At 50.7% G+C, this 26907-nt stretch carries 16 protein-coding genes; 6 read left to right on the plus strand and 10 right to left on the minus strand.

Annotation, left to right across the window (positions count from 1 at the left end):
* The 9 genes from ACYVGR_RS11960 to ACYVGR_RS12000 all read right to left on the minus strand — a co-directional run.
* Positions 1 to 3456 (minus strand): hypothetical protein (locus ACYVGR_RS11960; RefSeq protein WP_460956815.1); only part of this gene is annotated, 3456 nt, incomplete at its 3' end.
* A 188-nt stretch (positions 3457 to 3644) separates the two neighbouring features.
* Complete coding sequence (locus ACYVGR_RS11965; protein WP_460956897.1) at positions 3645 to 6560, minus strand: hybrid sensor histidine kinase/response regulator transcription factor; 2916 nt, start codon at positions 6558 to 6560, stop codon at positions 3645 to 3647.
* Between the two features lie 401 nt (positions 6561 to 6961).
* A complete protein-coding gene (locus tag ACYVGR_RS11970) occupies positions 6962 to 7789 on the minus strand; it encodes a ligand-binding sensor domain-containing protein (protein WP_460956817.1) in 828 nt (275 codons plus the stop codon).
* 74 nt (positions 7790 to 7863) lie between these two features.
* Positions 7864 to 8148: an integrase core domain-containing protein gene (locus ACYVGR_RS11975; protein ID WP_460956899.1), complete on the minus strand. Its 285-nt coding sequence runs from the start codon at positions 8146 to 8148 to the stop codon at positions 7864 to 7866.
* A complete protein-coding gene (locus ACYVGR_RS11980; protein WP_460956819.1) occupies positions 8078 to 8284 on the minus strand; it encodes a hypothetical protein in 207 nt (68 codons plus the stop codon). The genes ACYVGR_RS11975 and ACYVGR_RS11980 overlap by 71 nt, the downstream gene beginning before the upstream one ends.
* Positions 8253 to 8663 (minus strand): IS3 family transposase, encoded by a 411-nt coding sequence (locus ACYVGR_RS11985; protein WP_460956821.1) that lies wholly within the window; start codon positions 8661 to 8663, stop codon positions 8253 to 8255. The genes ACYVGR_RS11980 and ACYVGR_RS11985 overlap by 32 nt, the downstream gene beginning before the upstream one ends.
* A 133-nt stretch (positions 8664 to 8796) precedes the next feature.
* Positions 8797 to 9030, minus strand: coding sequence for a transposase (locus ACYVGR_RS11990; RefSeq protein ID WP_460956823.1), 234 nt, complete (start codon positions 9028 to 9030; stop codon positions 8797 to 8799).
* 1 nt (position 9031) lies between these two features.
* On the minus strand, positions 9032 to 9355 hold the full coding sequence (locus ACYVGR_RS11995; RefSeq protein ID WP_460956825.1) for a DUF1016 N-terminal domain-containing protein: 324 nt from the start codon (positions 9353 to 9355) through the stop codon (positions 9032 to 9034).
* A gap of 288 nt (positions 9356 to 9643) precedes the next feature.
* Positions 9644 to 11329, minus strand: coding sequence for a glucosidase family protein (locus ACYVGR_RS12000; protein ID WP_460956827.1), 1686 nt, complete (start codon positions 11327 to 11329; stop codon positions 9644 to 9646).
* A gap of 145 nt (positions 11330 to 11474) precedes the next feature.
* Here ACYVGR_RS12000 and ACYVGR_RS12005 point away from each other — a divergent pair, with 145 nt between their 5' ends.
* Genes ACYVGR_RS12005 through ACYVGR_RS12020 form a run of 4 tightly spaced genes read left to right on the plus strand, consistent with a single transcriptional unit; the run spans position 11475 to position 17716 of the window.
* Complete coding sequence (locus ACYVGR_RS12005) at positions 11475 to 11936, plus strand: hypothetical protein (RefSeq protein WP_460956829.1); 462 nt, start codon at positions 11475 to 11477, stop codon at positions 11934 to 11936.
* The gene (locus ACYVGR_RS12010; protein WP_460956831.1) at positions 11837 to 12487 is read left to right on the plus strand and encodes a dienelactone hydrolase family protein; all 651 of its coding nucleotides are present in this window, start codon (positions 11837 to 11839) and stop codon (positions 12485 to 12487) included. The genes ACYVGR_RS12005 and ACYVGR_RS12010 overlap by 100 nt, the downstream gene beginning before the upstream one ends.
* Entirely contained in the window at positions 12484 to 14691 is a 2208-nt protein-coding gene (locus tag ACYVGR_RS12015) for an alpha-amylase family protein (protein ID WP_460956833.1), read from the plus strand. The genes ACYVGR_RS12010 and ACYVGR_RS12015 overlap by 4 nt, the downstream gene beginning before the upstream one ends.
* A gap of 55 nt (positions 14692 to 14746) precedes the next feature.
* Positions 14747 to 17716, plus strand: a complete 2970-nt coding sequence (locus ACYVGR_RS12020; protein WP_460956835.1) for a PVC-type heme-binding CxxCH protein — start codon at positions 14747 to 14749, stop codon at positions 17714 to 17716.
* A gap of 47 nt (positions 17717 to 17763) precedes the next feature.
* Here ACYVGR_RS12020 and ACYVGR_RS12025 read toward each other — a convergent pair whose 3' ends face one another.
* Positions 17764 to 21798, minus strand: a complete 4035-nt coding sequence (locus ACYVGR_RS12025; RefSeq protein WP_460956837.1) for a two-component regulator propeller domain-containing protein — start codon at positions 21796 to 21798, stop codon at positions 17764 to 17766.
* A gap of 84 nt (positions 21799 to 21882) precedes the next feature.
* Here ACYVGR_RS12025 and ACYVGR_RS12030 point away from each other — a divergent pair, with 84 nt between their 5' ends.
* Positions 21883 to 25173 carry a SusC/RagA family TonB-linked outer membrane protein gene (locus tag ACYVGR_RS12030; RefSeq protein ID WP_460956839.1) on the plus strand — a complete coding sequence of 1097 codons (3291 nt, stop codon included), beginning with the start codon at positions 21883 to 21885 and terminating at the stop codon, positions 25171 to 25173.
* A gap of 88 nt (positions 25174 to 25261) precedes the next feature.
* The gene (locus tag ACYVGR_RS12035; protein WP_460956841.1) at positions 25262 to 26764 is read left to right on the plus strand and encodes a RagB/SusD family nutrient uptake outer membrane protein; all 1503 of its coding nucleotides are present in this window, start codon (positions 25262 to 25264) and stop codon (positions 26762 to 26764) included.
* Positions 26765 to 26907 lie beyond the last annotated feature (143 nt).

A 26907-nucleotide genomic window follows, 5' to 3' on the forward strand; every position in this document is an offset into this window, starting at 1 on the left:
CTCCTGGAGTTTCATCAGCAACCCCTTGGTCTCTCCGGCCGCGAAGTTACCCTCCGGCATTAGGATGATGGGCGACAGATCGGGACCGGCCAGGGCTGTCACACTCACCAGCGCACTCTGGGAACAAATTCCGGTCGTGCCCACCAGGGTAAAGGTCTGCACCCCGGCCGTGGTCAGGCTGGCCGACAGGGCCGAGCCGGTGGTGGGGCTGGTCAGCAAGACCGTCGAAGGGGCGCTCCACTGGTAGGAGGTGGCTCCAGTGGCTGATAGGCTGACGGTCACCCCCACATTGGCCTGAGGTAAGGTCGCTCCCGCCGAAAGATTCGGCTCTGCACTGATCATTAGGGATGTAGTGACTGCGCTGGAAATACCGTAGGTACTGACGATCAGGGTAAAAGTCTGGGTACCGCTGCCAGTAGCGGTCAGGGACAGACTCAGGGCGGAAGAACTGGACGTACCGCTGGTGGTGCTGCTGCCGTTGGTGAGGGTGTAATTGTAGCTACCCGTCAGGTTGCCGATGCTGGCGGAGAAGCTGGTCCCACTCCCCACACAAATAGTGGCCGGACTGGCGATAAAGCCCGAAAGACTAATTCCGGTAAACGCGAAGAAATAGGCAGAACCCGCATTGGTAAGTGTATTGGCTCCGGTAGCATCTTTATCGTCCTGGTAGGCTCCCACCACAATTTGATCTTCACTGATGGCCACTGAGCGCCCAAACTGATCACCCAATCCCCGATCAGCAGCCACCAGCTTTTTGACCTGCCCCCAGTTATCGGTTCCTCCCTGATTTCGATTGAATACATAGGCCGAACCCGAATTACTGAGTGAATTGCCTCCCGCTGCATCTTTAGAGTCTCCATTGGCTCCCACCACAACCGTTCCCCCGCTGATATTGACCGAAACACCAAAATAAGTATTGATGGCCCGGTCCGAAGCCACCAGTTTTTTAACCTGACCCCAATTGTCAGCACCGCCCTGGTTCTGGCTAAACACATAAGCCGCACCCGCAACCGTGAGCGTATTGCCCCCTGCTGCGTCCTGGCCGTTCTGGTAAGCACCTATCACAATCGTACTACCGCTGATGCCCACTGACTGACCAAAATAATCATTGGCTCTCCGGTCAGCAGCCACCAGCTTTTTCACCTGGCCCCAGTTATCGACTCCCCCCTGGTTCTGGCTGAACACATAGGCTGAACCCGAATTACTAAGCGTATTATCTCCCGTAGCATCCTGGTCTTCCTGATTGGCCCCCACCACAATCAGACTTCCACTGATGGCCACCGCAACCCCAAACTGATCATTAATGGCCCGATCCGAAGCTACTAGTTTTTTAACCTGACCCCAATTGTCAGTGCCGCCCTGATTCTGGCTGAATACATAGGCCGAACCCGCACCGCTCAGCGTGTTGCCTCCTGTAGCGTCCAGATCGGCCCCACTATCGCCTACCACAATCAGACTGCCGCTGATGGCCACCGAAAAACCAAACAGGTCATTGGCAGCCCGGTCCGAAGCCACTAGCTTTTTGACCTGTCCCCAATTGTCAGTACCGCCCTGGTTCTGGCTGAACACATAGGCCGAACCCGCACCGCTCAGTGTATTCCCTCCCGCAGCATCTTCATCCTCCCCGTAGGCACCCACCACAATGTTATTGCCGCTGATGGCTACTGCACCGCCAAAAAAATCATTGGCGTCCCGGTCAGCAGCTACCAGCTTTTTGATCTGGGTCCAGGTGCCATTCTGGCGTTTGAGCACATAGGCCGAGCCTGCATTGAGTAAAGGCTGCCCACTGCTGGCATCCATATAATCCTGATAAGCCCCCACTACCGCATAATCGCCATCGATGGCGACTCGATAGCCATAGGCCATAGTACCAAAATAATCATTCAGGATTACTTTCTGTACCTGTCCCCAGTTGTCAGTCCCCCCCTGGTTCTGGCTGAATACATAGGCCGAGCCCGCATTACTCACCGTATTGCCTCCCGCTACATCTTCATCTTCCAGATAGGCCCCCACCACGATGGTACCACCACTGATGGACACCGAAAACCCAAAATAATCACTGGCAGCCAGGTCAGCAGCGACCAGTTTTTTGACTTGTCCCCAGTTGTCCATCCCCCCCTGATTCTGGCTGAATACATAGGCCGAACCCGCATCATTCAATCTATTCCCCCCGGCAGCGTCTTCATCTTGCCAGTAGGCCCCCACCACGATGGTGTTGCCACTAATACTCAACGAAATACCAAACAGACCAAAAGAAGTTCGGTCAGTAGCCATCAGTTTTTTGACCTGCCCCCAGTTGTCGATGCCCCCCTGATTCTGACTAAATACATAGGCCGCCCCCGAATTACTAACTGTATTTCCCCCCATGGCGTCTCCATCGTTAAGAATGGCACCAATCACTACAAGGCTACCGCTAATGGCCACCGAAAAACCAAAGTTATCCCCACCTTGCCGATCAGTGGCTACCAACTTTTTAACCTGCCCCCAGTTATCGCTCCCTCCCTGATTCTGACTAAATACATAAGCTGATCCGGCATTCGAGAGCGTATTGCTTCCCGCAGCATCTTCAGACTCCTGATAGGCACCCACCACAACGGTACTGCCACTGATAGCCACCGAGTACCCAAAATAATCATTGGTAGCCCTGTCGGCAGCGACCAGCTTTTTAACCTGCCCCCAGTTATCCGCCCCCCCATGGTTCTGGCTGAATACATAAGCCGAACCCGCTTCGAACACCATATTGCCACCCGTTGCATCCTGGTCTTCCTGATAGGCACCTACCACAATCAGACTTTCGCTAATACAGACTGACCTGCCAAACCGATCATTGGCTCCTCGATCAGCAGCCACTAGTTTTTTAACCTGCCCCCAGTTGTCAGTTCCTCCTTGATTCTGGCTGAATACATAAGCTGAACCAGCCTCACTAAGGAAATTACCCCCCGCAGCATCGTGGTCTTCCTGAGAAGCACCTACCACAATCAGGCCACCACTGATGGCCACCGAAACGCCAAAGGCATCTCCATCTCCCCGGTCAGTGGCTACCAGCTTTTTAATCTGGGACCAGATACCATTCGTCCGTTTAAACACCAGGGCCGATCCCGCATTACTAATCGGATTGCCCCCCATTGCATCTTCATCATCCCCGAGCGCTCCTACCACGGCATAGTCGCCATCAATAGCGATCGAATAGCCAAAATTATCACCAGCCGACCGACCTAAGGATGTAAGTACTCGTCGGTCCGATGCCGCCGTTTTAATAATCTGGTTCCAGTTCTGTGCCAGTAACGGTTTTGATAATAAAAGCAGAAACGCCACTTGCCAGAAAACTCGCTGGCAAGTGGCTCCAAAGGAGTACCAGATAGCCACCTGGCAGGTAGTGTCCGGTTGGTTTGAGAAAAAAAATCTGGCCCGAAAAAGGCCAACCCAATGGGTTTGTTGTGAGTAGAAACGGTTCATAAACGGATCAGAGGCTTGTGCTGGTTGTAGCCCATTTAGACTACCTCAAAACTCCCGTCTATCCCACCTTCGCTATTAATCCATTTTCGACATTCTTTTGCTCATTTTGGACATTCTACCCTATATCACAAAAAAATAGGCCCCATTTGGGGCCTGAATGAAACGAAAAAACCAAAAATAGCGCCTTATCAGGTCTTAGCCTGATCGTCGACATAGGCAGAGGGTAGTACACCAAATTTCTCCTGAAAGCTTCGGGTAAAGTAGGAAAGGCTTTCAAAACCGACCTGATAAGCGGCTTCGGAAACACTCAGTCGGCCCTCCTTAATCAGCTTGGCCGCCCGCTCTAATCGATAGTTTCGGATAAACTCTACGGCCGTTTGACCTGTTAGGGCTTTCAGCTTGCGTACCAATTGGCGCTGACTCAGATTCAGCCGTTCGCAGAGTTGTTCAACATCGAAATTCTGGTCGGTCAACTGGGCTTCCACAATAGCCTGAACACTCTGTAAAAAAGCGTCTTCCTTTCTGACCCGTTCGTCATTCACCCGAGCTACAGTGGGCGTCAATCCCAGTCGCTCCTGAAAGTACTGTTCCAGTCGTTCGCGTTGCCGAAGCAGGTTTCGGACACGTACCTGAATTTCGACCTGATTGAAGGGTTTGGTCAGGTATTCGTCGGCTCCTAGCTCAAAGCCTTCGATGCGATCTTCGATAGTCGCTTTGGCCGTCAGCATGATCACTGGAATGTGGCTGGTTGCTGTCTGTGATTTCAAGGCCCGGCAAAAGCCAAAGCCATCCAGCCGGGGCATCATCAGATCACAAATTACCAGATCAGGAATCGATTCCGTAGCCATATCGAGCCCCTGCTGCCCATCGCCCGCTTCCAGAATCTGGTAATCCTGCTCGAAAATCCCACGCACATAGGTACGAATGTCGGGGTTGTCGTCGATAATCAGCAGAACGGGTTCCGATGCTGCCGTCTGCTTACTTTCCAGTCCCTGTTTCACATCACCCTGCGGAGCTAGTCTGACGTTATTCTCCGGTTCTGCGCCATCTGTCGGTTGATCGTATGCGTTCACTGCACGCTGCCGAAAATCAGCTTCTTTCTGGCTATCTGATAGTTGTCTAAACTCCGATGCATCAATCGGTTTTAGCGGTAACTCCATTCGGAACGTCGTGCCCACTCCTTCCGTACTGTCGACCGAAATAGTGCCGCCCAGCACCTTTACCAGTTCTTTGACCAGCGATAGGCCGATGCCCGTGCCTTCGTACGAGCGATTCACCTGACCATCGACCTGATAGAACCGATCGAAAATGCGAGACAATTTCTCCCACGCAATGCCAATGCCTGTATCCTTGACCGAAATAGAGACTCCACCGTGTTGATAGGCCACCGCCATCAAAACATGCCCCCCTGATGGCGTAAACTTGAAGGCGTTCGACAACATATTGGTGACAATTTTTTCCAGTTTATCCTGATCGTACCAGGCCCAATAGTTTTCTACCTCCTGCCGAAACACAAACTCAATCTGGCGACTCTCGGCTAACGAAGTAAATGAACTGGCCATAAACCGCAGAAAGGTTGCTACATCGCCCGAAACCAGCTCTGGTTTTAATTGCCCGGCTTCCAACTTACTTAAATCCAGCAACTGATTAATCAAACCCAATAACCGGGTAGCGTTTCGTTTTAGCAGCGAAAACCGGGTATCGAAGCTAAACTCCTTAGCCATTTGTTCGAGAGGCCCAACAATTAAGGTTAAGGGGGTTCGGATTTCGTGGGAAATATTGGTAAAGAACTGGGTTTTCAGGGTATCCAGTTCGGCCAGTCGGCTGGCCTCCTGCTGCTCATAAAGCAACTGCTGATGGAGCAGCAGGCGTTGTCGCTGAAACCGATAAAGCTGCCAGAAAACAATGGTCAGCAGGATCATATAACTCAGATACGCCCACCACGTCCGGTAAAACGGGGGGTGTATGCGAATTGGCAAGGTCACCGGATCGCTCCAGACTTCACCGTCTGTGGAGCCCATTACGGTCAGCGTGTAGTTTCCATCCGGCAACTGGGCATAGTTGGCAAACCGATTGGTTCCGGCTTCCACCCACTCATGGTCTATACCGTCGAGCCGGTATCGGAATCGATTTTTCCCCACGTTGGTATAATCCATTACGGCAAACTCGAACGTCAACAGATTCTGGTCATGTTTCAGGTCCAGTTCGTGCGTGTACTCAATACTCTCCGACAAGATCGACGAGGGATCGCCTGCTGCTACTACCTTATTATTCACGTTCAGGCCGATAATCGTCAGTTTAGTTCGCTGGTTGCCACGCCCTTGCAGGTCCGACGGACGAAAGCGAGTTAAGCCATTTACCCCACCGAACAGCAATTCTCCCGTTGCGCTTCTGAAAAATGAACTGGTATTAAATTCATCATCCTGCAAGCCATCGGCCTTGGTATAATTTCGAAACGCCAGGGTTTGGGGATTGAATCGCGATAGTCCTTTGTTGGTACTGAGCCATAGATTTTTGCGGTCATCGTTCAAGATACCATACACCACTTTGTTGGGTAAGCCCTGGGCTTCGGTAAAATGCGTAAACTGGCCGGTTTGCTTATCGAGCCGCTCGAGTCCTCCGCCTTTGGTGCCAACCCATAAATACCGGGCAGGCTCATTCGGGTCATTAGCCAGACTTGATACAAAATCATTACTCAGACTTTGCTGGTTGGTGGTTGAGTTTTTGTAGTGGGTATAGGTAGGTTTTGTGGGCAGATGCTCGGCTTTAATCAGCCCCTGTTGCGTACCGATCCAGAAGGTGCCATTGGGCTCGCGAAACAGGGCATAGGTTTCGGTTTCGTGGTTGCTGCCCGATAAGTAGCTGAAAACCTTGAACGTTTCGGCTTTGGGATCAAAGCACAGTAGTTTTCCTTTCATGGCGCCCATCCACAATTTACCGTCGGGGGCTTCCAGCATTTGGTTCGCCCAGTAACCAAAATCAATTCCGGCCGGTAACGGATACTTCTTGAGGAGGTTCCAGTTGTCGGAAAACTTGAGGAGGGCTGGCTTGTGGGTTTGAAAATTGGTATGCGATACCCAGAAAAAGCCCTGGTGGTCCTGCATGATGTAGGATTGCCTTCGATCGGCTTCGGGCAGTTTATTATCCAGAAAGGGCAATAATCGATCCGATTGCCGGTCAATGAGCCCATAGGCATCCTGATTGCGTCCATAGGTGCGCCCCTGCCGGTCGACGATAAGCTGCGACAGCGAGGTTCGGGGCAGGTACGACAGGAACTGGTTGACGCGTGGATTGAACTTGCGGAGGCCATAACCACTGGTTCCTACCCAAATGTTGCCCGTTTTATCGCGTAACAGCTTCGTAATGGCGTACAAATTTGGAGGAAAGGTCAAAAAAGCGTTCCGTGTGGTCAGGCTGTCCTGGCGAAAAAGGTCGGCAGGTGAAAAGAGCCAGAGATGACTCGCTACTGAAAGCGCAATCGTGTTGGCATCGATCGGTTTAATTTTTACGCCCTGACCGCTACTGAGGGGGAGATCAATCGTTTTCTGAACCCCCTTATACAAGCATTTGAGATGATGACTGGTGCTGATGACCAGAAAATCCTGCCGGACATCGTGATAGAAGTCGAAAATGTTGGCGGAATCCTGCTGAAACAGGTTAAGTTTGGTAAGCCCAATTGGTTTTTCCAATTGAACGCGTAAATGCCGTTGTTAAGGCCAGTAAGGCCTTCGCCATTGGGTTTAAAGCTGAAATCCAGGTTAAGGCTGTTGTATACCTTGGTGGTAAGCTGGAGCTGAGTAAGCTGAATCTGATCCGTAAAATCGGGCTGGTCAGGAAAGCCCTGCTGAAGAGAAGCCGGCAACGTTATTTTGATGGGTTGGCCTGTTCCGGTGCCTATCCAGATATTCCCTTCGGGATCTTCGGTCATTATTCGGATTTCATAACTGGCACCACCGGGCACTTTTTGATCCCGGATAGCGATATGGAAAAACCGCTGCGTACGCTCGTCGTACAGATTAAGGCCGTTATTGAGGGTACCAATCCAGAGCCGATTATGATGATCGATTAATAAAGCCGAGCAGGCATTATCGGAAATGCTATACGGGTTGTAGGGGTCGTGGGTAAATACTTTAAAATTGTACCCATCGTAGCGATTCAGGCCATCTTTGGTCGCTATCCACATGAACCCTTTCTGGTCCTGTGCTAGATCAAAAACCATCCCCTGCGACAACCCCTCGGAAATAGTCAACTCCTGCCAACCCTTTTGTTGAGCAAATACAAACTCAGAATAACTAAACAGAACTAGTAAGAGACTAAAAAAGAGGGTACGCATACCAAACAAATTTCACTCTAAAGTATATAATATGCTCATTACTTCAACACTAAAGCATACTGAGGTGGGTCGGTTTAGCCGGACACTTGTGATTGAGAGTTATGAGTGAAATTAGCTTGGTAATACTGTTTTTCAAAGTTGATCGGTGATAGGTATCCTAAAGAGGAGTGTATGCGCCGAATGTAGTAGTAGCCTCCCATATAGTTAAGTAGCTCACTATTAGCATCTTGTATGTTTTCGAAACACCCCTCTTCCAGAAGTTCTGCCTTTAATCGGCTCCATAAAGACTCAGCGTGAGCGTTCTGGTAAGGATTTTCTTTCTCTGCCATACTCTGCCGACACCGCACGGGCGGCCCCATTCCATTTCTCAAGTCGTGCCCGAAAGGTTTTACCAAAATACTGACCGCCTTGGTCTGAATGAGCAATCAAACCTAGCTGTGGTCGTCGCAACCTTATTGCCTGATCAAAAGCCCTGATAATCAGACTCTCTTCCATTGTTAAATCGACACACCAGCCAACGATCCGGCGCGAGAACAACCGCGGTGGCGGGCCACTCTAGCCAACTGGCTAAGTAAGCCCAACTACCCCCTACCAATGGCAGGTAAGTGATGTCGCTTACCCAAGCCTGATCAGGCCTGACTGGTTGGCCCAGTTCGAGCAATAGATTAGGACAAGCCCGTAGTCCGTGGCTGGAGTCCGTGGTACGCGGCACAAAACTGCGTGGCTGGATGGCCCGCCAGTTTTGCAATTGCATGAGTCGTCTAACTTGGTACCGACCTACTTTAATACCTTGCTCTTGGAGTGCCTTCTGAACTCGCCGACTACCGTAGCGTCGTCGATTTTCCCAGAAGACTTCTTGGACATTACTGGCCATTTGCTGTTTGGCTATGGAAAGGTTACGCCTGCTCGATATTCATAGTAGCTACTTTTACTGACTTCCAGTGTATTACAAAGTAATCTGACTGCAAAGTGTGGCTCTTCCTGTTTGATGAACTCGTAAATTAGTCTCAGGTCATGCGGCTGAAAATGGCGACAGCTTTTTTTAAAATATCGCGTTCTAACTCCGTTTGACGGAGTTGCCGACGAAGCGATTCAACCTCTTCTTCCAAAGTAGATGTTGATTTTTCACCCCCTTTGTTCTTTTTATCAGCCGCCCGCCAGGCATGGATGATGCTATCACTAATCCCCATTTTTCTAGCTACAGCGAGAATGGACTCCCCGTTGGCAACTAAGCGGAGCACGTCAGCCTTGAATTCGGGGGTGTACTTTCGTCCAAGTCAATTGTGAACTCAGTGAGTTCACAATTAGATAAGTAAGGTAAAACTGTCGACTTAACTGGAGATTTCGGCTAGAAAAGTTCTCACCATATTCGGTAACTAATTGACTTGAGAGGTTCTTAATCAACCCTTTACCATACGTGCCCCGGTCTTGCCCTTGCTGCTCATCCTCGACAATAACCCGGCCAATATGCCAGTACATAAGGGCTAATGCATGATTGATAGAGCGAGCCGCGCTATCTTTTGATTGATGAATAATCTGCCGAACTTCAGAAACTAATTGATCCATTTAACGGGAAAGCGAAGACATCTTTTTGAGTAAAATGGGATCGTAACAAATACGATTTCCCATCGGCGAAGTTACTCAATAAAGGATGAAGGAGTAGCGACCAGGCTGCATAAGCAAGGTATGCAGATGGCGGTCATCCGTTCACAAAAACCAAACCTTGGCTAAAAATGGTGAACCATTAAATTGAACGGGTTTATTGAACGCAAAAAGGATCGTTTCCAGCCCCTTCCCTCCTACCCGACTACTGTTCAGAAAACCCTCCGCTTAAAACCAGGACAAGACAGCGGCCTATCGATACGTTAGTTCAATCCGATGGTCGCTACCGGATATAGTCGGAACAACCACATACTGACTGGTTAACACTTTTTCAACCGTAGCCGTTACTCTTTTCCCATCAACGGTAAGGCCCTTAACCTGCTTGCCAGCAGGTAAAAGCTGACGAACAGTGTACTGTTTAGGATCCCCTTTGATCGAAAGTGTAATGGTCTTCGCTTTGGGAGTATGCTGGTAAACATAACTGACGGATTTGCCGGAAGGGCCATAAGCGATGGTGACAGATGCGTCATTTTTTCCAGCGGCCAGCCATCGCGGGGTCAATTCAACTTGTTCGAACAACGCCCCCTTATCGACTACACCGGCCAGCCCTTCTACCATCGCACTCATCACAGCAGCCTGGCCCCAGTTGTCCGGAATGCCAGCATCTACGGTGCCGTCGGGCTTGTAGGAAACGGGTAGTTTGCCACCATGCTTTTCGTTCAGCTGTATCATCCGATTCAGGATATCCACCCCGTACGTTTCGTAGCCGTGCTGAAAAGCGGCTTTTGCCAACTCCCCTCCCACAATGGTATTCACTCCGCCATTCATATACGATCCCGGCAGATAATCGGCGTAACTTGGTTCAACGGGCGGATAAACGCCAAACCATTCGGCAAAGGCATTTTCTACATTTTTACCCTTCAAACTGAGGTAAGTCTGAATGATCGACTCGGCCATGGATTCAGTCGGCAAGCCCCGGTTTATATCGTAAGGATTCGACAGACTCAGCGTATTCTTCTGATCCATGTTAAGGTAGGCCGGTGTTGGATCATCGGGAACGAAATGGGCATAAAAACGGCCATTCCAGCAAAGCTCATTCGTTCGTTTCCGAATCCCGTCCGCCTGCTCGTTCCAGTGGGAGGCTTTGGCTGAATTTCCCAAAACAGCATACAGTTGGGCCAGTTGCCGACAGGCCGCATATAGACCGCTGTTATCACCATGCATGATTCCCATGGGCGTTTTCTCGTCGATGTCAAAAATACCGGTCTGTACATCGTTCCCCTGCCGAACATATTCGGCCCGAGTGGTGGGTAGTTGCATAAAATCCCAGGTATCGAGCGTATAGCCGCGTTTCATCAACTGGTATTTCTTCGACCAGCGCAATGGATCGGTCATGTCATACATCAGCCCTTTTTCCAGCTTGCTAATCCATTGGTGTATGTAAGCCGTGTCGCCGGTAGCCTGCCAGATGTAGTGCCCGCCTTCGACCATCAGGTATTCCAGATCAGCTTCCACCGGCAGGCGGTGCATTTGAATGGTATCTCGCGCAATGATCTTCCAGTATCGTCTGTCGAACAGATTCATGCGGTGACTTTCGCGGGCCACCATGGGATAATAGTAGTCGTAATATAGGCCCTCACGAGTCTGGTTTTCCATAAAGAATTGCCAGAAACTGCTGATGTCCGGTTCCAGATATTTCATCGCCTTCATCACATGCACATTGTCGCGTATCCACTGCACAAACTGCTTGCGTTCCTTCCCGCCAAACCGGACCGTTTTTCGGTATTCCGTATGGATTAACTGCGTTTTAAGGCTGGCAAAAAATTGTCCATACTCACCCGTGCCTTCCCCAAGCTGGGTTTGCGGTTGGCAGAAACTTACAGACAGGCTATGAACAGATAAGGCAGTAAGTAGAAGGACTTTAGAAAACGATTTCATAGTTCTTGACAGGACAATACACGAATGGTGGGCAAGAAAATCAATTTCCAACGAGGCATTGTCCTGCTTTGTCGACTGTCAGGATAAGGCAGGATAAACAAACCCTACAAGACGCGTTGTTTGCAACCGGAATTTACTACATCGAATGAATACGTTCGCTTTTGTCGTCAAAAAATACGCTCTGCTGCTCATTATGGCCGTTACGTGCCTCGCTGGGCATGCGCAATCGGCCGCTACAGGCAGTGTCAGCGAAACGCCTAGACTACCACTGGCCAGTGATCGGGCTGAAATACAGCAATTGGTTGCTTACCTGCGGACGTTAGCCGCAAGTGAGAAAAATCCACTGTTGAAACGCCACTTCGAGTCAGTTATACAGATGAGCTTAGACTCAACGCACGGGCTGCGTCCTGATGACAAACACGTTAAGGCCGCCGTGGGGACCCTGACCTTTTTTCAGGGCGAGGGCGCGAAGTGGGAAACGTATTTACAAGGAACCCGCCCCTCATTATGGCTTTCAAATCGAAAGCCGATGGAAAAAATAGCTATTACTGGTTGTTTCTGCCAAATGGTTTTGGGGCTAAGAAAACTGGTTTCCCTTTTTATGTAGAACTGCACGGAAGTGGTGGCGGCACCAACAATCCGCCCTGGCATATGCTCTACGATTATTTACAGCCAAAACCTGCGGGGGCGACCGCCCAGATGAGCCGCCGGGAAGGCTTTATGATTCTTCCCTGGGGACGGGGCGACAAAGGCTATCGCGACATAGCCGAGACCGATATTTTTGAGTGCCTACAGGATTTCGATAGTCAGTTCAAGACCGACCCGAAACGGCAATACCTATATGGATTCTCGATGGGGGGCGGTGGTACGTTCCGCATTGCTCAGAAAACAATGGCTCGCTGGGCGGCCGTTGGGCTGTATTCAGCAGCACTGGGCAAAAACGTGACCTATGAGGAAGCCGCCAAATTTAAAGATATGCCGGTCTGGATGGTTTGGGGCGAAAAAGAGTGGCTGAACGCCGAGAATCGTAAACTCAAAGATGATTTTCTGAAGGCGGGGGTAAAACTGTGGTGGAAAGAAATTGAGGGAGTCGAACACAGTTACCTCGGCGAGTATCAGGAACAATTGATGGATTGGCTCAAAACCAAAACGAAATGACAATCTACAGAGGTCGACAATGGCGCGTAAAGGACATTTATATCCTTTGTTTACTTTTTTGCTGTCAATCACTACTGGCCCAATCGCCTAAATCGGCAGAGATAAAGTCGTTTAATGGTCGACCCACCTTGTTTGTAAACGGGAACCCGCAAACACCAACGTTTTACGCGCTCACCCATGCCTACGGCGGACGCTGGTCGTGGGAGGAAGTGCCCGCCCGAAACCTGCATAATTTTTGTCAGATTGGGTTTCGGCTGTTTCAGGTCGATTTATGGTTCGAAGACATCTGGGCTAAAAACATCGATACGCTCGACATTCGGAAGGCACAGCGACAAATTCGCGGAGTACTCGACCAATGCCCCGATGCGGGTGTCGTGCTCCGTATTCACGTCAACGCGCCCTTTTGGTGGAATAAGGCGCACCCAGAAGAATGCACGCAATTCGCCGATACACCCGTGGATACCACCTTGCGGGCTGGTCCTCCGTACCACAATGAAGAACACGACATTCATGCGGCTTTACGGGCAAGTCTGGCATCGACTCGCTGGCGGCAGGAGTCTGGTCAGAAACTCGTTGAGTTGTGCCAGAAACTTTCGAAAACGCCAGAGGGTAACGCCCTGATTGGCCTGCATGTAGCGGGCGGCATTTATGGCGAATGGCATTATTGGGGCTTTATTGAGCATGACCCGGATACAGGCCCGGCCATGACGAGCTACTTCCGCAACTGGCTTCGAACCAAATACAAAACGGTATCGGCACTTCAGAAAGCCTGGCAATCCACAAGCGTTACGTTCGACAATGCAACCGTGCCGAACGTAGCGGAACGACTCAAAACGCAGGACGGTTTTTTCAAAGATCCTGTTCAGGACCAACGCACCATCGATTACTTTACTGCCCAGCAGCAGGTCGTAGCCGACGATGCCATTTATTTCTGTCGGTTAGCGAAGGAAAACTGGCCTCGACCGCTTGTTACGGGTATTTTCTATGGCTACCTGCACATGACATTCAATCGGCAAACCGTTGGCGGTCACCTGTTTATTCAGCAGGTGCTCGATAGCCCGTACATCGATTATCTGTCGGCACCCCAGACGTATTGGTCCGATAGTCGCAAGGCGGGCGGTTCCGGCAATTCGCGCGGGATCATCGAATCGACCTTGCTGCACGGCAAACTCTGGTTCGACGAAATCGACAACGGCTATCTGTTTAAAAACGATTTTGAAAATATCCGCTATACGTCTCGCTACGACACGACGTATGCGAACATCATGAAACGGTGTGCGCTCTTACCCCTGATGCGGGGTATTGGTTTCTGGTTCTATGATTTTGGCCCGCAGAAAGGCTTCGGCTGGTGGGACGATCCGAAGTATCTGGCGGCCATGAAGGCTGAAAAAGAACTGTTCGAAAAGCGCCTGACTGTTCCGTATCATTCGGAAGCGGATGTGCTGTATGTCTGGAGTCAGGATGTGTTTTATTACCTGAAATCAGCCCCATTGCCCATCACGGTCAACGTACTGGATCATTCCATCGAGCAGGCCATGCGCTCCGGTGCGGTCGGCGACCATGTCTACGATTTCGACCTGAACCGGGTCAATCTGGCCCAGTATAAAGCTGTAGTTTTTATGAATGTCTATAAACTGACGGATGCGCAGCGAGCCTTCATTCAGAACAAGGTAGCCAAAGAGGGCCGTACCATCGTCTGGAATTACCTGACGGGTTATACGAACGGCGAACGGCTCGATTTATCCTTTGTCAAATCGCTGACCGGCATGAATCTGGAACGTATCGACGGGAAGCAGACCCCAGGCGTTACGTTCTTCAAACCTGCTTACGACTACAAATTCAGCGGACCCGTAGAGCCGCTCGTGGGTGTAAGCGATAAAACAGCCGAATCGCTGGCTGAGTTGCAGGGGAGCAAACAGGTGATTATGGCCCGTAAGAAAACGAAAGAGTTTACATCCATTTTCTGTGGGCTCCCGCTTAACGGAACCGATGGCTTTCGCGAACTATTCCGGCAGGCCGGTTGCCACATTTATAATGAACGGAACGATTTCACCTACGCCAATTCAGGGTTGCTCCTGCTGCATACCAAAGATGGTGGCACACGAACGCTTCGGCTCAGAAGTGGAAAATTGGTGACCCTTCCGCTGGAACGTGGATCAACCTTACTGTTAGATGCCCAAACGGGTGAAGTAGTATTGAAATAAAGAAACTGTTTTGTCAGACTGAGGAACGAAGCATCAGGTTGGTAAAAGAAGGGGTATGAAACGAGGAATATTGACGAGTCTTGTCGTAGCTATAATCATGGCCAGTGGGTTCATCAGCGTATTACCTGACCCACACGACCCACGAGCCGCGCTGGCCACGATGCAGGTGCCCAAAGGATTTATGGTTCAGCAATTTGCCGCTGAACCTATGGTAACGAATCCGACCAATATGGACGTGGATGAGCGCGGACGGGTCTGGGTGACTGAATCCCATAACTACGACGTAGCCCCCGCTGAATTCGACAAAAAAGGTGATAAGGTTGTAATTCTGGACGACGTTAATGGCGATGGCAAAGCCGATAAACGGACCGTTTTTTTTGAACATCCGGGCATGAAAGCCCCAATGGGTCTGGCCCTGGCCGAAGACCGAATCTATCTGGCGCAAGGCCCAAACTTGCTGGTTCTCTTCGATACCAATCACGACGACCACGCCGACCGCATTGATACGTTGTTTTCAGGGTTTGGAACCCGTGATCATGGTATTCACGCGCCTTTCTGGGGACCCGATGGCAAGCTGTATTTCTCGATGGGTAACAACGGTGGTGAGGTGCGTGACCGATTCGGGAAACCAATACGCGATGTAGCTGGGAATCTCATAAATGGCAAAGGGAACCCCTACCGTAATGGCCTGATCCTACGATGCAATCCCGATGGCAGCCACCTGGAAACCATTGCCCACAACTTTCGAAACCATTACGAACCCACGCTGGATTCGTTCGGTAATCTCTGGGTATCCGACAATGATGACGATGGCAACGAATCCGTTCGGATCGACTACGTGATGGAGTACGGGAATTACGGTTTCGCCGACGAAATGACTGGAGCAGCCTGGACAACCTCGCGCACCAATCTGGAGAAAACCATTCCCGAACGGCACTGGCATCAGAACGACCCCGGCGTTATTCCGACGATGCTCATTACGGGTGCAGGTTCTCCAGCGGGCTTGTGCGTCTACGAAGGCAAGCTGTTTCCGGCTCTCTATCAAAATCAACTCTTGCATGCCGAAGCGTTATACAACGTTGTGCGATCCTACACAACACAAAAGCAGGGTGCTGGCTATAAAGCCAGTATTCATACTGTATTGAAAAGCAGCCAGCAGTGGTTTCGTCCGGTCGATGTCAGCGTGGCTCCCGATGGTTCGGTCATGGTGGCCGACTGGTACGATCCGGGTATCGGTGGTGGAACGGCTGCCGATGCAACTAAAGGCAGGATTTATCGAGTAAGCTACGGGGATAAGGCTGCGTATCATGTACCAACGCTCCGCTTCGATACACCTGAAGCCGCTACGGAAGCCTTGAAAAATCCGAACTGGGCCACCCGTCGGAAAGCCTGGGCCAGCCTTCAAAAAATGGGCAGCAAAGCCGAAGGTAATTTGCTGAAAGTATATCAGTCGGCTAATCCGGTCTGGCGAGCAAGGGCGTTGTGGTTGCTGGCTCAATTATCAGCAACCGGCACATCTTACCTGAAACAAGCACTTCATGACCCGAACCCTGACCTACGCATGACTGCTTTACGAGCGGCCCGACAACAGCCGACTTTCCCGTTTGCTCTGTGTGCTCCGTTGGCGAGCGATCCGGCTCCCGAAGTCCGCCGGGAGTGGGCCATCGCGCTCCGCTTTCTTAAAACATCCGAAGCGGCTGAGTCGTGGGCAACGTTGGCCGTACAGCATACGGGCAACGACCGCTGGTACCTGGAAGCGCTCGGGATCGGCTCCGATCTTAATGCCGATGCCTGTTTCGATACCTGGCAACAAAAAGTAGGCACCAACTGGAATACACCCGCCGGGCGCGATATTGTTTGGCGAATTCGTTCGGCCAAAGCCCTGCCCCTACTTGGTCAACTGATCCGACAAACGCCCGAAGTGAATGCTACGCTACGGTATTTTCGAGCCTTTGATTTTCACCCGTCGGCTGGTAAAAACGACATATTGGTTTCCTTGTTAAACGACCCACGTCCTGATATTCAGCGATTAGCCCTGGAGCACATGGACGGAAGCAGTCTGATACGTAACGAAACGTTGAACCGGGCCCTCGAAACAGCCCTGACCACGGCTGGTCAACCGGAGAGCTATGTTCATCTAGTTGAAAAGTTTCGCCTGACGGATAAACGAGAACAATTGCTTAATCTGGTACGTTGCTGCGCCACCCGACAGGTTGGCATTGAAGCGATGCAACTTCTCTGGCGATTCGGAGAAAAAGAATTTATTCGACAGCAACTGCAAGACGATAAAACCGCAGAAGCGATCATGACGGCACTCAAAGGAAACGGAAGTCCCGATGCACTGGCCCTGCTCAGTGGGGTCATGCTCGATGATTCGCGCCCGGTCGAACTGCGAAAAACAGCCACCCGCTTACTGGGTAGTAGTTGGGTGGGCGAACGCGCCTTGCTGGATGAGGTCAAGAAAAAAATATTTCCTGATGTACTGAAACCAACGGCCAGCAGCGTCTTATTCGGTGCTTTTCGGAACGAGATCAAACGTGAAGCGGCTGACTATCTGCCCAAACCTGCCGGAAAAAACGGTGAACCATTGCCACCTGTCTATTTACTTGTGTACGAAAGCGGTCTGACGAGCCGAGGAAAAACAATTTTTGCACAGAATTGCCAACCCTGTCATCGGGTGCAGCAGACAGGGGCTTTATTCGGCCCCGAACTGTCGAAAATTGGCGCAAAACTCTCCAAAGAAGGGCTATTTCGCGCCATTCTCTACCCCGACGAAGGCATTAATTACGGATACGAAACCTATCAAATTCATACCCGCGATGGTAGTCAGTTAATGGGGCTTCTGGACAGCGAATCGAGCGATGAAGTAATCCTGAAATTGCCGGGAGGGGTTAAACAAACGCTGCGGAAAGCCGACATTCAGTCAAAAACAAAAGCCTCCCAGTCGATGATGCCTTCTTTTGGCGAAGCGCTCTCGAAACAGGAACTTGTCGATCTGGTCGCTTACCTGTCAACGCTGAAGTGATCAGCTCAGTACAATTCAGCCTTTGAGCTATCGTCTCAAATAAATGCTCATGCCTTGGTCAAATACTCCTGCGGAGCTTTGCCAAACTCTTTTTTAAAACAGCGGCTAAAGTAGGCGGGATCGTTGAAACCTACTTTCCAGGCAACTTCCGATACGTTGTAGTGGCCACTTTCAAGCAATTGAAGAGCCCGTTTCAGCCTCACCTGCCGGATAAACTCAGCGCCCGACAGGTTGAGGACGCTCTTTAGCTTACGATACAATTGCATCCGACTCATATTCATGGCTTCTTCCAATTGTTCCACATCAAAATGAGCATCGTCGATGTGGGCTTCAAGGATGGATACGGCTTTCTGAACAAACAGTTCTTCCATTGGTGGCAGTTGGACATCAGACGGCGAAGCCAATAACTTTTTCTGCCATTTTTCACGTAGCAACTGTCGGTTCTGAATCAAGCTTTTGACTTTGGTTTCCAGAATCGACAGGTTAAAGGGCTTGGTCATGTAATCGTCAATGCCTGTACCGAAGGCTGTAATCTGACTCTGATTAGCCGCCCTCGACGTCAGCAGCAGAAACGGAATATGACTTGTTTTCTCGTTAGACCGGATTGCCTCACAAAGTTCGGTACCATCCATCTCTGGCATGAGCCAGTCGGACAAAATCAGGTCAGGAATGTGCTTCTGAGCCAGCGAAACGGCTTGCTGGCCGTTGGCTGCGGTCAGGACGTGATAGGCTCCCGAAAAGCTTTCCTTCAAATATTGGCGAAGTTCCTCATTGTCTTCAACCACCAGCAAAATTGGCAGCGCTTTGGCTGGTAGCGTAGTAGCCTGTTCGGGTAGGATGACGGGCAGTAATGGCAGTGCAGTTTCTGTCAGTACCTCCGGCGATTGCGAAAGCCACTCGGCAGGAAAGACCTGCGCATCGAGCGGCAACGTAAGAGTGAAGGAAGTACCCACGTTTTCTGCACTTTCAACCGTAATACTTCCTTTATGCAATTCGACCAGTTCGCGGGTGAGGGCCAACCCAATGCCACTGCCTGATTTCTTTTGCGTATGCTGTTCGGCCACCTGATAAAACCGCTCAAAAATATGTCCCTGCGCTTCCGGCGAAATACCAATACCCGTATCGGCAACGGAGATTCGTACCTTTTTTTGGTCTGGCACCAGCATCAGATTCACCCGAACTTCTCCAGTCGGGGGCGTAAACTTGAACGCATTCGAGAGCAGATTATAAATGGCTTTCTCGACAATATCAGCATCAAAAAAACCATCGAATGCATCGTAATTGCTTCGAAAGGTCAGCGTAATTCGTTTGCTTTCAGCCAGCTCATCGAAGTAATGAACGATACGGTCAACAAACGATACAATATCATTACGGCTGATGTCGGGTACTAAGCTCTGACTTTCCAGCTTCGATAGGTCTAGCAACTGGTTAATCAGGCGTAGCAGCCGCTGAGCGTTTCGCTGGATGGTCTGGAACTGGTGCTGAAGCCGACCACCAAAGGAAGGCTCCGAAACGAGTTTGTCTAAAGGCGTCAGAATGAGTGTCAACGGTGTTCGGAACTCATGCGAGATATTGGTAAAGAAACTGGTTTTGGCATCATCGAGCGCTTTTATCGACTCGGCTTCCAGTTGTTTGATCCGTATATCGGCTTTCAATTGCTCCCGAATCCTGACAATTCGCCGGAACGTAAGGAGTGCGCTCACTAAAAGCAGTCCGTACAGCAAATAAGCCCACCACGTCCGATACCATGGAGGCAGCACCGTTATCTGCACGGCTTTAGGCTGGCTCCACGCGCTGTTGCCAATGGCAGCTTTGACTAAAAATTGATAAGTACCTTCGCGCAGATTCGTGTAGGTAGCCGATCGTTGTGAACCAACATAGCTCCAATCGTCATCAAAGCCAACGAGTTGATACGCGTACCGAATGTTACGGTGCGGCAGAAAGGATAAAGCCGTAAAATCGATGGTAAAAACCGACTGAAAAGGTTGGAAAACCAGTTTCGTCACATCGGTCATATCCAGGTGCGTCGGTGCCTCGCTATCGGCTAGATTGACGGGACGATTAAAAAGCTTTAAGTCAGACAGATAAACATCAGGAGGTGTTGTTTTCGATCGCACGCGCTCTGGATTAAAAACGACTAACCCCTGCATATTGCCAAATGCCAACTCCCCCGAGGGAAGCTGCGTACAGGCATTAGGTAGAAACTCTTTGCCAATGAGCCCGTCACTCTGGTCATAATTTTCGATCACATAGGTCGTCGGATTGAAGCACGAAATACCGCCGTTCGTTGACAACCACAGGTTGTGCTGGTCGTCTTCAATAATTCCTGCGATAAAGTTGTTTGCCAGCCCGTCTTTGGTTGTCCACGAACGAAACGTTTCGGTACGGGCGTCGAACAACTGAAGTCCGCTGCCGCTAGTGCCCACCCAGAGCCGTTTTTGCCTGTCTTCGTAAAGCGCTGTGATGCTGTTACTCCCCAGCGCTCCTGGTTTGTCGCTACTGGCAAAATAGCGAATCTGACCCGTTCGCTGATTCCAGCGTAGCAAACCGGAGTTGTAGGTGCCAATCCACAAATTGCCCGACGCATCTTCGAATAATACGTTGAGATCGAATTTTTGAAAGAGTTGGGTTAACTCCTCCGTTCTGACCGCTTCCATCTGCCCTGATTTCTCGTCGAACAGATACAGCTCCCGCTCATGGCTCCCGATCCAGATACGACCTGATGGCGAACTGGCAAACGCCTTCACCGACTTACTTTTACCTGGCAATAAGAATGGAGTAAACCGATCCAGATCAGGATTATACAGGGAAAATCCGGCCGTCCAGGTACTGATCAGTATATTGCCCGTTGGCGTTCGAAACAACAGGTTAATGTCATTCGCCTTTAACGGTGAGTTGGCCGATGTAAACCGATGAAATTGCTGCCGGTTCGGAGAGAGAGCCGTTAATCCTTTGATGGAGCTTGCCCATAGATTACCCCGCCGGTCATACGTAACAGCCGTGACCCGGTCGGCCAGCAAGCTTTGCGGATTGTGGGGTTCATGCCGAAACGAGTTAAATCGCTCAGGCTGGGCGTAGTGAATGTTAATCCCACCCTGCCACGAGCCAATCCAGAGATTCCCATCCGCATCGCAAAGTCCCCGTTTTAAGGCATGCGTGCTCAGACTGTGGCTGTCCTCGCTGTTGGGCAATAGATAGACTTTCCTGGCGGAATTACCCTGCGGATAGAACCAGGCTCCATAATCGGTCAATACCCACATGTTACCTGATTTGTCGTCGATAATATCCGTGATGACATTTACCGTTTCATACACACCAGGCTTGATTAATTCCTGCCTAAACTGTTTTGATTCTGGCTCAAACTGGAAAAGTCCACGTCCACTGGTCCCCACCCAGAATCGTCCCAGATAGTCTTTTTTGATGACACTGATTGATCGGTGATGAGCGGCTATATCGGCTGTAAACGGAATGGCATAGGTCGTCAATTTACCTGTTTCGGGTGTGAAGGCCAGCAACGTTCCTTTGGCTGTACCGATCCACAGCAATCCGGTTTTATCCCGATATAAGGCTGTGACTGACGTGCCAATGCGTGAATCCGTATAACGACCAATTTTTTGCGTCGTATACTCATAATAGAACAGCCCATTTTCGGCCGTACCGATCCAGAGTCGATTATGGGCTTCCGCAAAACAGGAAATACTGACCTGCCCGCCTGAGGCTCCTGGCGTCTGTAACGGAAAATGGTCGAATGTTTCGCCGTCGGGCCTTAACCGACACAGGCCGTTGTTGCGCGGCCCTACCCAAATGGTGTTTTGCTGATCAGCATAAAGTGCTGCGATGTTGCTGATGGGTAAACTATTTTTCTGCCCCGGCTGGCGGCGAAAGACTTTAAAGCTATATCCGTCGTAGCGATTAAGCCCATCGGACGTAGCCATCCAAACAAATCCTTTTTTATCCTGCACAATAGCCCATACCGTACTCTGCGACAGCCCGTCAGCCGTAGTCAGGTGTTCAAATGAAACCTGGCCATTCGCCTGTAGGCTCAGAAAAAGAAGAATGAGAAGGGGCTTCAAAATATCCATACCTATGACAGAATAGGACAAAGGTATCTTTTAATGATACCAATTTTCGTGTCAGAAAGCTAAATATTTACCATAACGACACGTATGAATCAGCTTTACTCTATTTCCAGAAATCTGGTAATGGTGGTGACTTTGCTACTTGTTTTCAGTAGCGCACATGCGCAAACCCGAACCATAAAAGGGAAGGTTCTTGACGCGGGCAACAACACTCCTCTACCGGGTGCCAACATTGTCGTGGCGGGTTCGATACAGGGCACAACCAGCGATGCCAACGGTAATTTCAGTTTGTCAGTACCCAACTCGGCGCAGCAATTTGTGGTTTCCTTCGTCGGCTACATTCGACAGGAAGTTCCGATTACCAATGCCAACGACTACACCGTTTCGCTACGTGCCGAAGAAGGTTCGCTGAGCGAAGTGGTGGTGATTGGGTATGGGTCACGCGAAAAGAAAGATCTGACGGGAGCAATCTCGACGGTATCCTCCAAAGAAATCAGCAAGAGCGTAGCCCAGGCTCCAGAATTAGCCATGCAGGGACGAATGGCGGGCGTGTACGTATCGACACCGGGCGGTAGCCCACTGGCCCGCCCGCAGGTGCGTATCCGTGGGGTTAGTACGTTCGGGAATGCAGAACCGCTCTATGTCGTGGATGGGATTCCATTAACGGAATATGGTTCAGGAACCGACAACGCCAGCGGCTCAGTGACGCGTGATATTCGGGGGAATGTGAACGTACTGTCGATGATTAATCCCAACGATATTGAGTCGATGTCGGTGCTGAAAGATGCATCGGCAGCGGCTATTTATGGCGTGCGGGCGGCCAACGGTGTCGTACTGATAACGACCAAGAAAGGGGCGCGTGGTACGCCGAAAGTCGACGTATCAGTTACCCATAGTATCCAGAACGTAACGAAGAAATTGAGCATGCTGGATGTGCCGCAATTTGTGGCGCTTTATCGCGAAGCCTACGCCAACAACCCCAACGAAGCCAAGAATTTACCCGTTCAATTCGATCCCGGCAACGCAGCTTATCTGGGCAACAAACCGACCACAGATTGGCAAACCCCGTTGCTGAACAAAAACGCACCCAATACCGACTATAGCCTTCGGGTATCGGGCGGAAACGATGCCACGCGCTACTATGTGTCGGCAGGCTACACGAATACCGAAGGACCGCTGATTCAGAATAATTTGAAACGATATTCGCTGGCTACGAACGTCGATACAAAAGTCTCGAAATACCTGTCGACGGGATTAACGTATCGGATGGCTTATTCCGAAGCGGTTGACAACACGCCGAGTGCGTTACAGTATGCGGCCGATACATCGCCCTGGCAACCGATTTACGATCCAAATGGTCCGTTGGGTTTCGCTCCGTCGGTAAACCTAACCTTTAAACCAAACCCCGAATTAGGAACGCCCGTTGCGTCGCGGCCGCAGTATCTGCCTTCTATCCCCCCCTACGTTGTCGATGCCACTACCTTGCTATGGGGGCCAGAAACGAACAACAACCTCTACGGTATGGTCGCTACCTCCGACCGGACCTATACGCTGCTACGGAATATAGGGACCGCTTTCGTGCAGGTTGAGCCGATTCTGGGTCTGAAATTCAAAGGGACGTTGAGTGTGGACTGGTACTATAACCGTCGGAACGACTGGACAGCGGTGAACAATTATCTCTTCCTGCAAAATCCGGGTAATCCATATGCTGTGGGCGATGGCACTTCCAAAGGAACCTACGGCGAACGGCATTCGCGCAACGCCAACATTGTTAAGGAGTTCAGTATCAATTACACCAAGTCGTTTGGCGATCACAATGTCGATGTGTTGCTGAATGCCATGGATCAGAAATACACCTATGAGTTTTTGCAGGGTGGTGCCTCGCAGATTCAGTACGCACAGCCGGAGTTCCGCAGCCTGACCAACATTCAGCCTTACACTAATGTCAGTTCGTTTCGTGACCAAAACGCATTGCAAGGGTATCTGGGTCGGTTGAGCTACAACTACGCCAGCCGATACTACGTCGATGCGACCGTACGTCGCGATGGAGCGTCACGCTTTGCACCGGGTTACAAATGGGGAACATTCCCGGCTGTCTCGGTAGCCTGGCGCATTAGTTCGGAACCGTTTATGAAATCGGCCACGTTCATCGACGACCTGAAAATTCGCGGGGGCTGGGGCAAACTGGGCAATCAGGAAACCCGTTCGTTTGCGTACCTCTCTCTTGTTTCGGATGCACCTGATTACGCCCTAGGCTCGGGCAATGGAAACGGGATCGGGACATTGCTGAACGGTACATCGCTCCCCGATTTTCCGGTGCAGAACCTGACCTGGGAAATTGGCAAAACGACCAGCCTGGGCTTTGATGGAACATTCCTGAAAGGCAAACTGACCGCTACCGTTGAATACTATAACCGCCTGACTTCCGGCATTTTGCAGGCGGCAAACCTGGCCGCCAGTGTGGGCAACCAGAACCAGCCGATTTTGAACATTGCATCGGTACGGAACAGCGGCATGGAATTTCAGATTGGCTACAACGGCTCGGTTGGCAAAGATTTCCGATACAATATCTCGGGGAACCTGACTACCGTAAAAAACCGGGTTGAATCGACCTTCCAGAACCTGCCGTTTGGGGGTGAGTTCGGACGTATCGAAGTAGGTAAGCCCATGAATTACCTGTGGGGCTATAAGAAAGGCGGCATTTTCCAGAATCAGGCGGAGATCGATGCCTGGAAAGCCAAATACTCCGATGCCACCAACAACAATAATTTCGCTCCGGGCGACATGTATTTCCAGGATGTGTACGGCGACCCAAAAGACGCAGGTCAGACACGCTCCGAAACACCCAATGGCAAAGTAAACACCAACGACCGGACCTTCCTGGGAAGCACTATTCCAGGATATTATTACGGATTCAATCTGGGTGGTAGTTTCAAAGGCTTCGACCTGTCGATTTTCTTTCAGGGTGTGGGCGACATTTACCGTTACAATAACTGGCGGGCGGCTGGTGAAAATATGAGCAGTACGGGTACAAACCAATGGACAACCACGCTAAACCGCTGGACACCCCAAAATCCATCGACCACCATGCCCCGCGCCGTTCGGTCGGACCCGGCCAACAACAACCGAATCTCCGACCGCTTTGTGGAAAGTGCGGCTTTCCTGCGCCTGAAAAACGTACAGGTAGGCTATTCGCTTCCCGCTTCGCTGACACGCTCACTTGGCTTCGTGAATGGACTACGGGCTTACGTAGGTGCCACGAACCTGTTTGTCATTACGCCCTGGACAGGCCTTGATCCTGAAGATATTGACCGGGGAGGAACGGATTTGATTCCGCCCGTACGTTCGATCACCCTGGGTATTTCGGCCACTTTCTAATTCCTGAACATGAAATAGGCTTGAACGAAATGGATCGGAAACGAAACCACTCTTTCGCTCATTCACTCTTTCGCTCTTTAAGTTTGAGATGAAAAAATATTCACTAATCGTTGTCCTGACCGTCGTCTTTACAACGCTATTCTACGCGAGTTGCAGCGAGAAAAACCTGGACCTGCAACCGCTCTCGCCAACCGAAGCGTCGTATTTCACCGAAGAGTCCGATTTCAACAAGACGGTGCTGGGTGTATACGCCAAGCTAACTGATTATTACTGGTTTAATGCAGGTTCGCCTATACAAGGTTTCTGGCAATTACCGGGTGATGACATTACCTCGACGGGCACGTATGCCTTCGAGATATTTGGTACATTACAACCCTCGACGGGCCAGAATCAGGTTTTCTACCGAACGGCCTATCAGCTCATTAACCGGGCGAATACAGCTCTGCAAAAGTTAGATGCAGAAAATGGGGTTATCAAAACGCCGAACCTAAAAAACTGGCTACGTGGCGAAACCCTTTTCCTGAGAGGCTATACCAACCTCCTGCTTTGGAGTTACTACGGCACATCGCCCCTGATTACCGAGCGGATTCAGTCGCCGGATAAGATTACCCCGCCCAGCTCGAAAGATACTGAGCTACTCGATCAGGCCATTAAAGATTTGACCGATGCTGCTACGTTGTTGCCAACCACCTGGGATGCGGCCAATCGGGGGCGGGTAACGAGCAACTCGGCCAATGGTATGTTAGGGAAAGCGCTGGTTTTTAGGGGGTCTGCCAAGAAAGCTACGACTGATTTTACGGCCGCCATCACAGCGTTTAACAAGATTTCGGGCGTTAGTCTGGTAGCAAACTTCAACGATAATTTTGATGTCAAAACAGAGAACAATGCGGAATCGCTGTTTGAATTTCAGGCATCGCAGCCCGATTTCGATAACGTGTGGCTGGCCAACGATTTTCAACGAAACGGGGTTGGCTCTACGTCGGCGTTCTGGGGTTGGTATGAGGGCGTCTCTCAACTGGGGGGGCAAGCACCTTATATCGCTACGCAGAAATTAGCGCAGTCCTTCGACGCGGGTGACCCACGGATTGCCTCTACGCTGGACCCACAAACGCTTAAATTTTACAAGTACTGGCACACGGGCGATCAGAAATCGCAATCGGGCGTGGCCTCGGTGAATAACCCGCGTATTCTTCGGTATGCCGACGTACTACTGCTGAAAGCCGAAGCGATTCTGGAATCGGGCGGTTCGACGGCCGACGCCATTGGGCTGATCAATCAGGTACGTACCCGCGCTCGCGAGATGGTTAAAGGGGGCACGTCGCCCGCCAATTTCGCCACCACCGAAACCGACAAAGCTAAAATTTTCGACTGGGTCATGGGCGAACGATTGCGTGAGTTGGCGGGCGAAGAAGGTAGTCGATGGCTCGATTTGCGCCGGTGGCATATGGCGGGTAAAATCAACCTGGCAACCTGGAACTGGAGTTCGGCCCGCACCGACGTTGCCTTCAACATACAAAAAAATCTGTACTACCCTATCCCTGATATTGAAACGAACCTCAACCCGAATGTCAAGCAGAATCCGGGGTATTAAACAAATGCCTATTCCTCGTTAATCCGGCCTCTCAGCTCGTCCGCGATACAATTGCGGACGAGCTGAGAAATAGCGACAACCCGAATGAACGTCCGCTAAAACAAGCCAACATAGGATACCCAATAGTGGTCAACCAACTGTTT

The organism is Spirosoma litoris, from assembly GCF_054776755.1.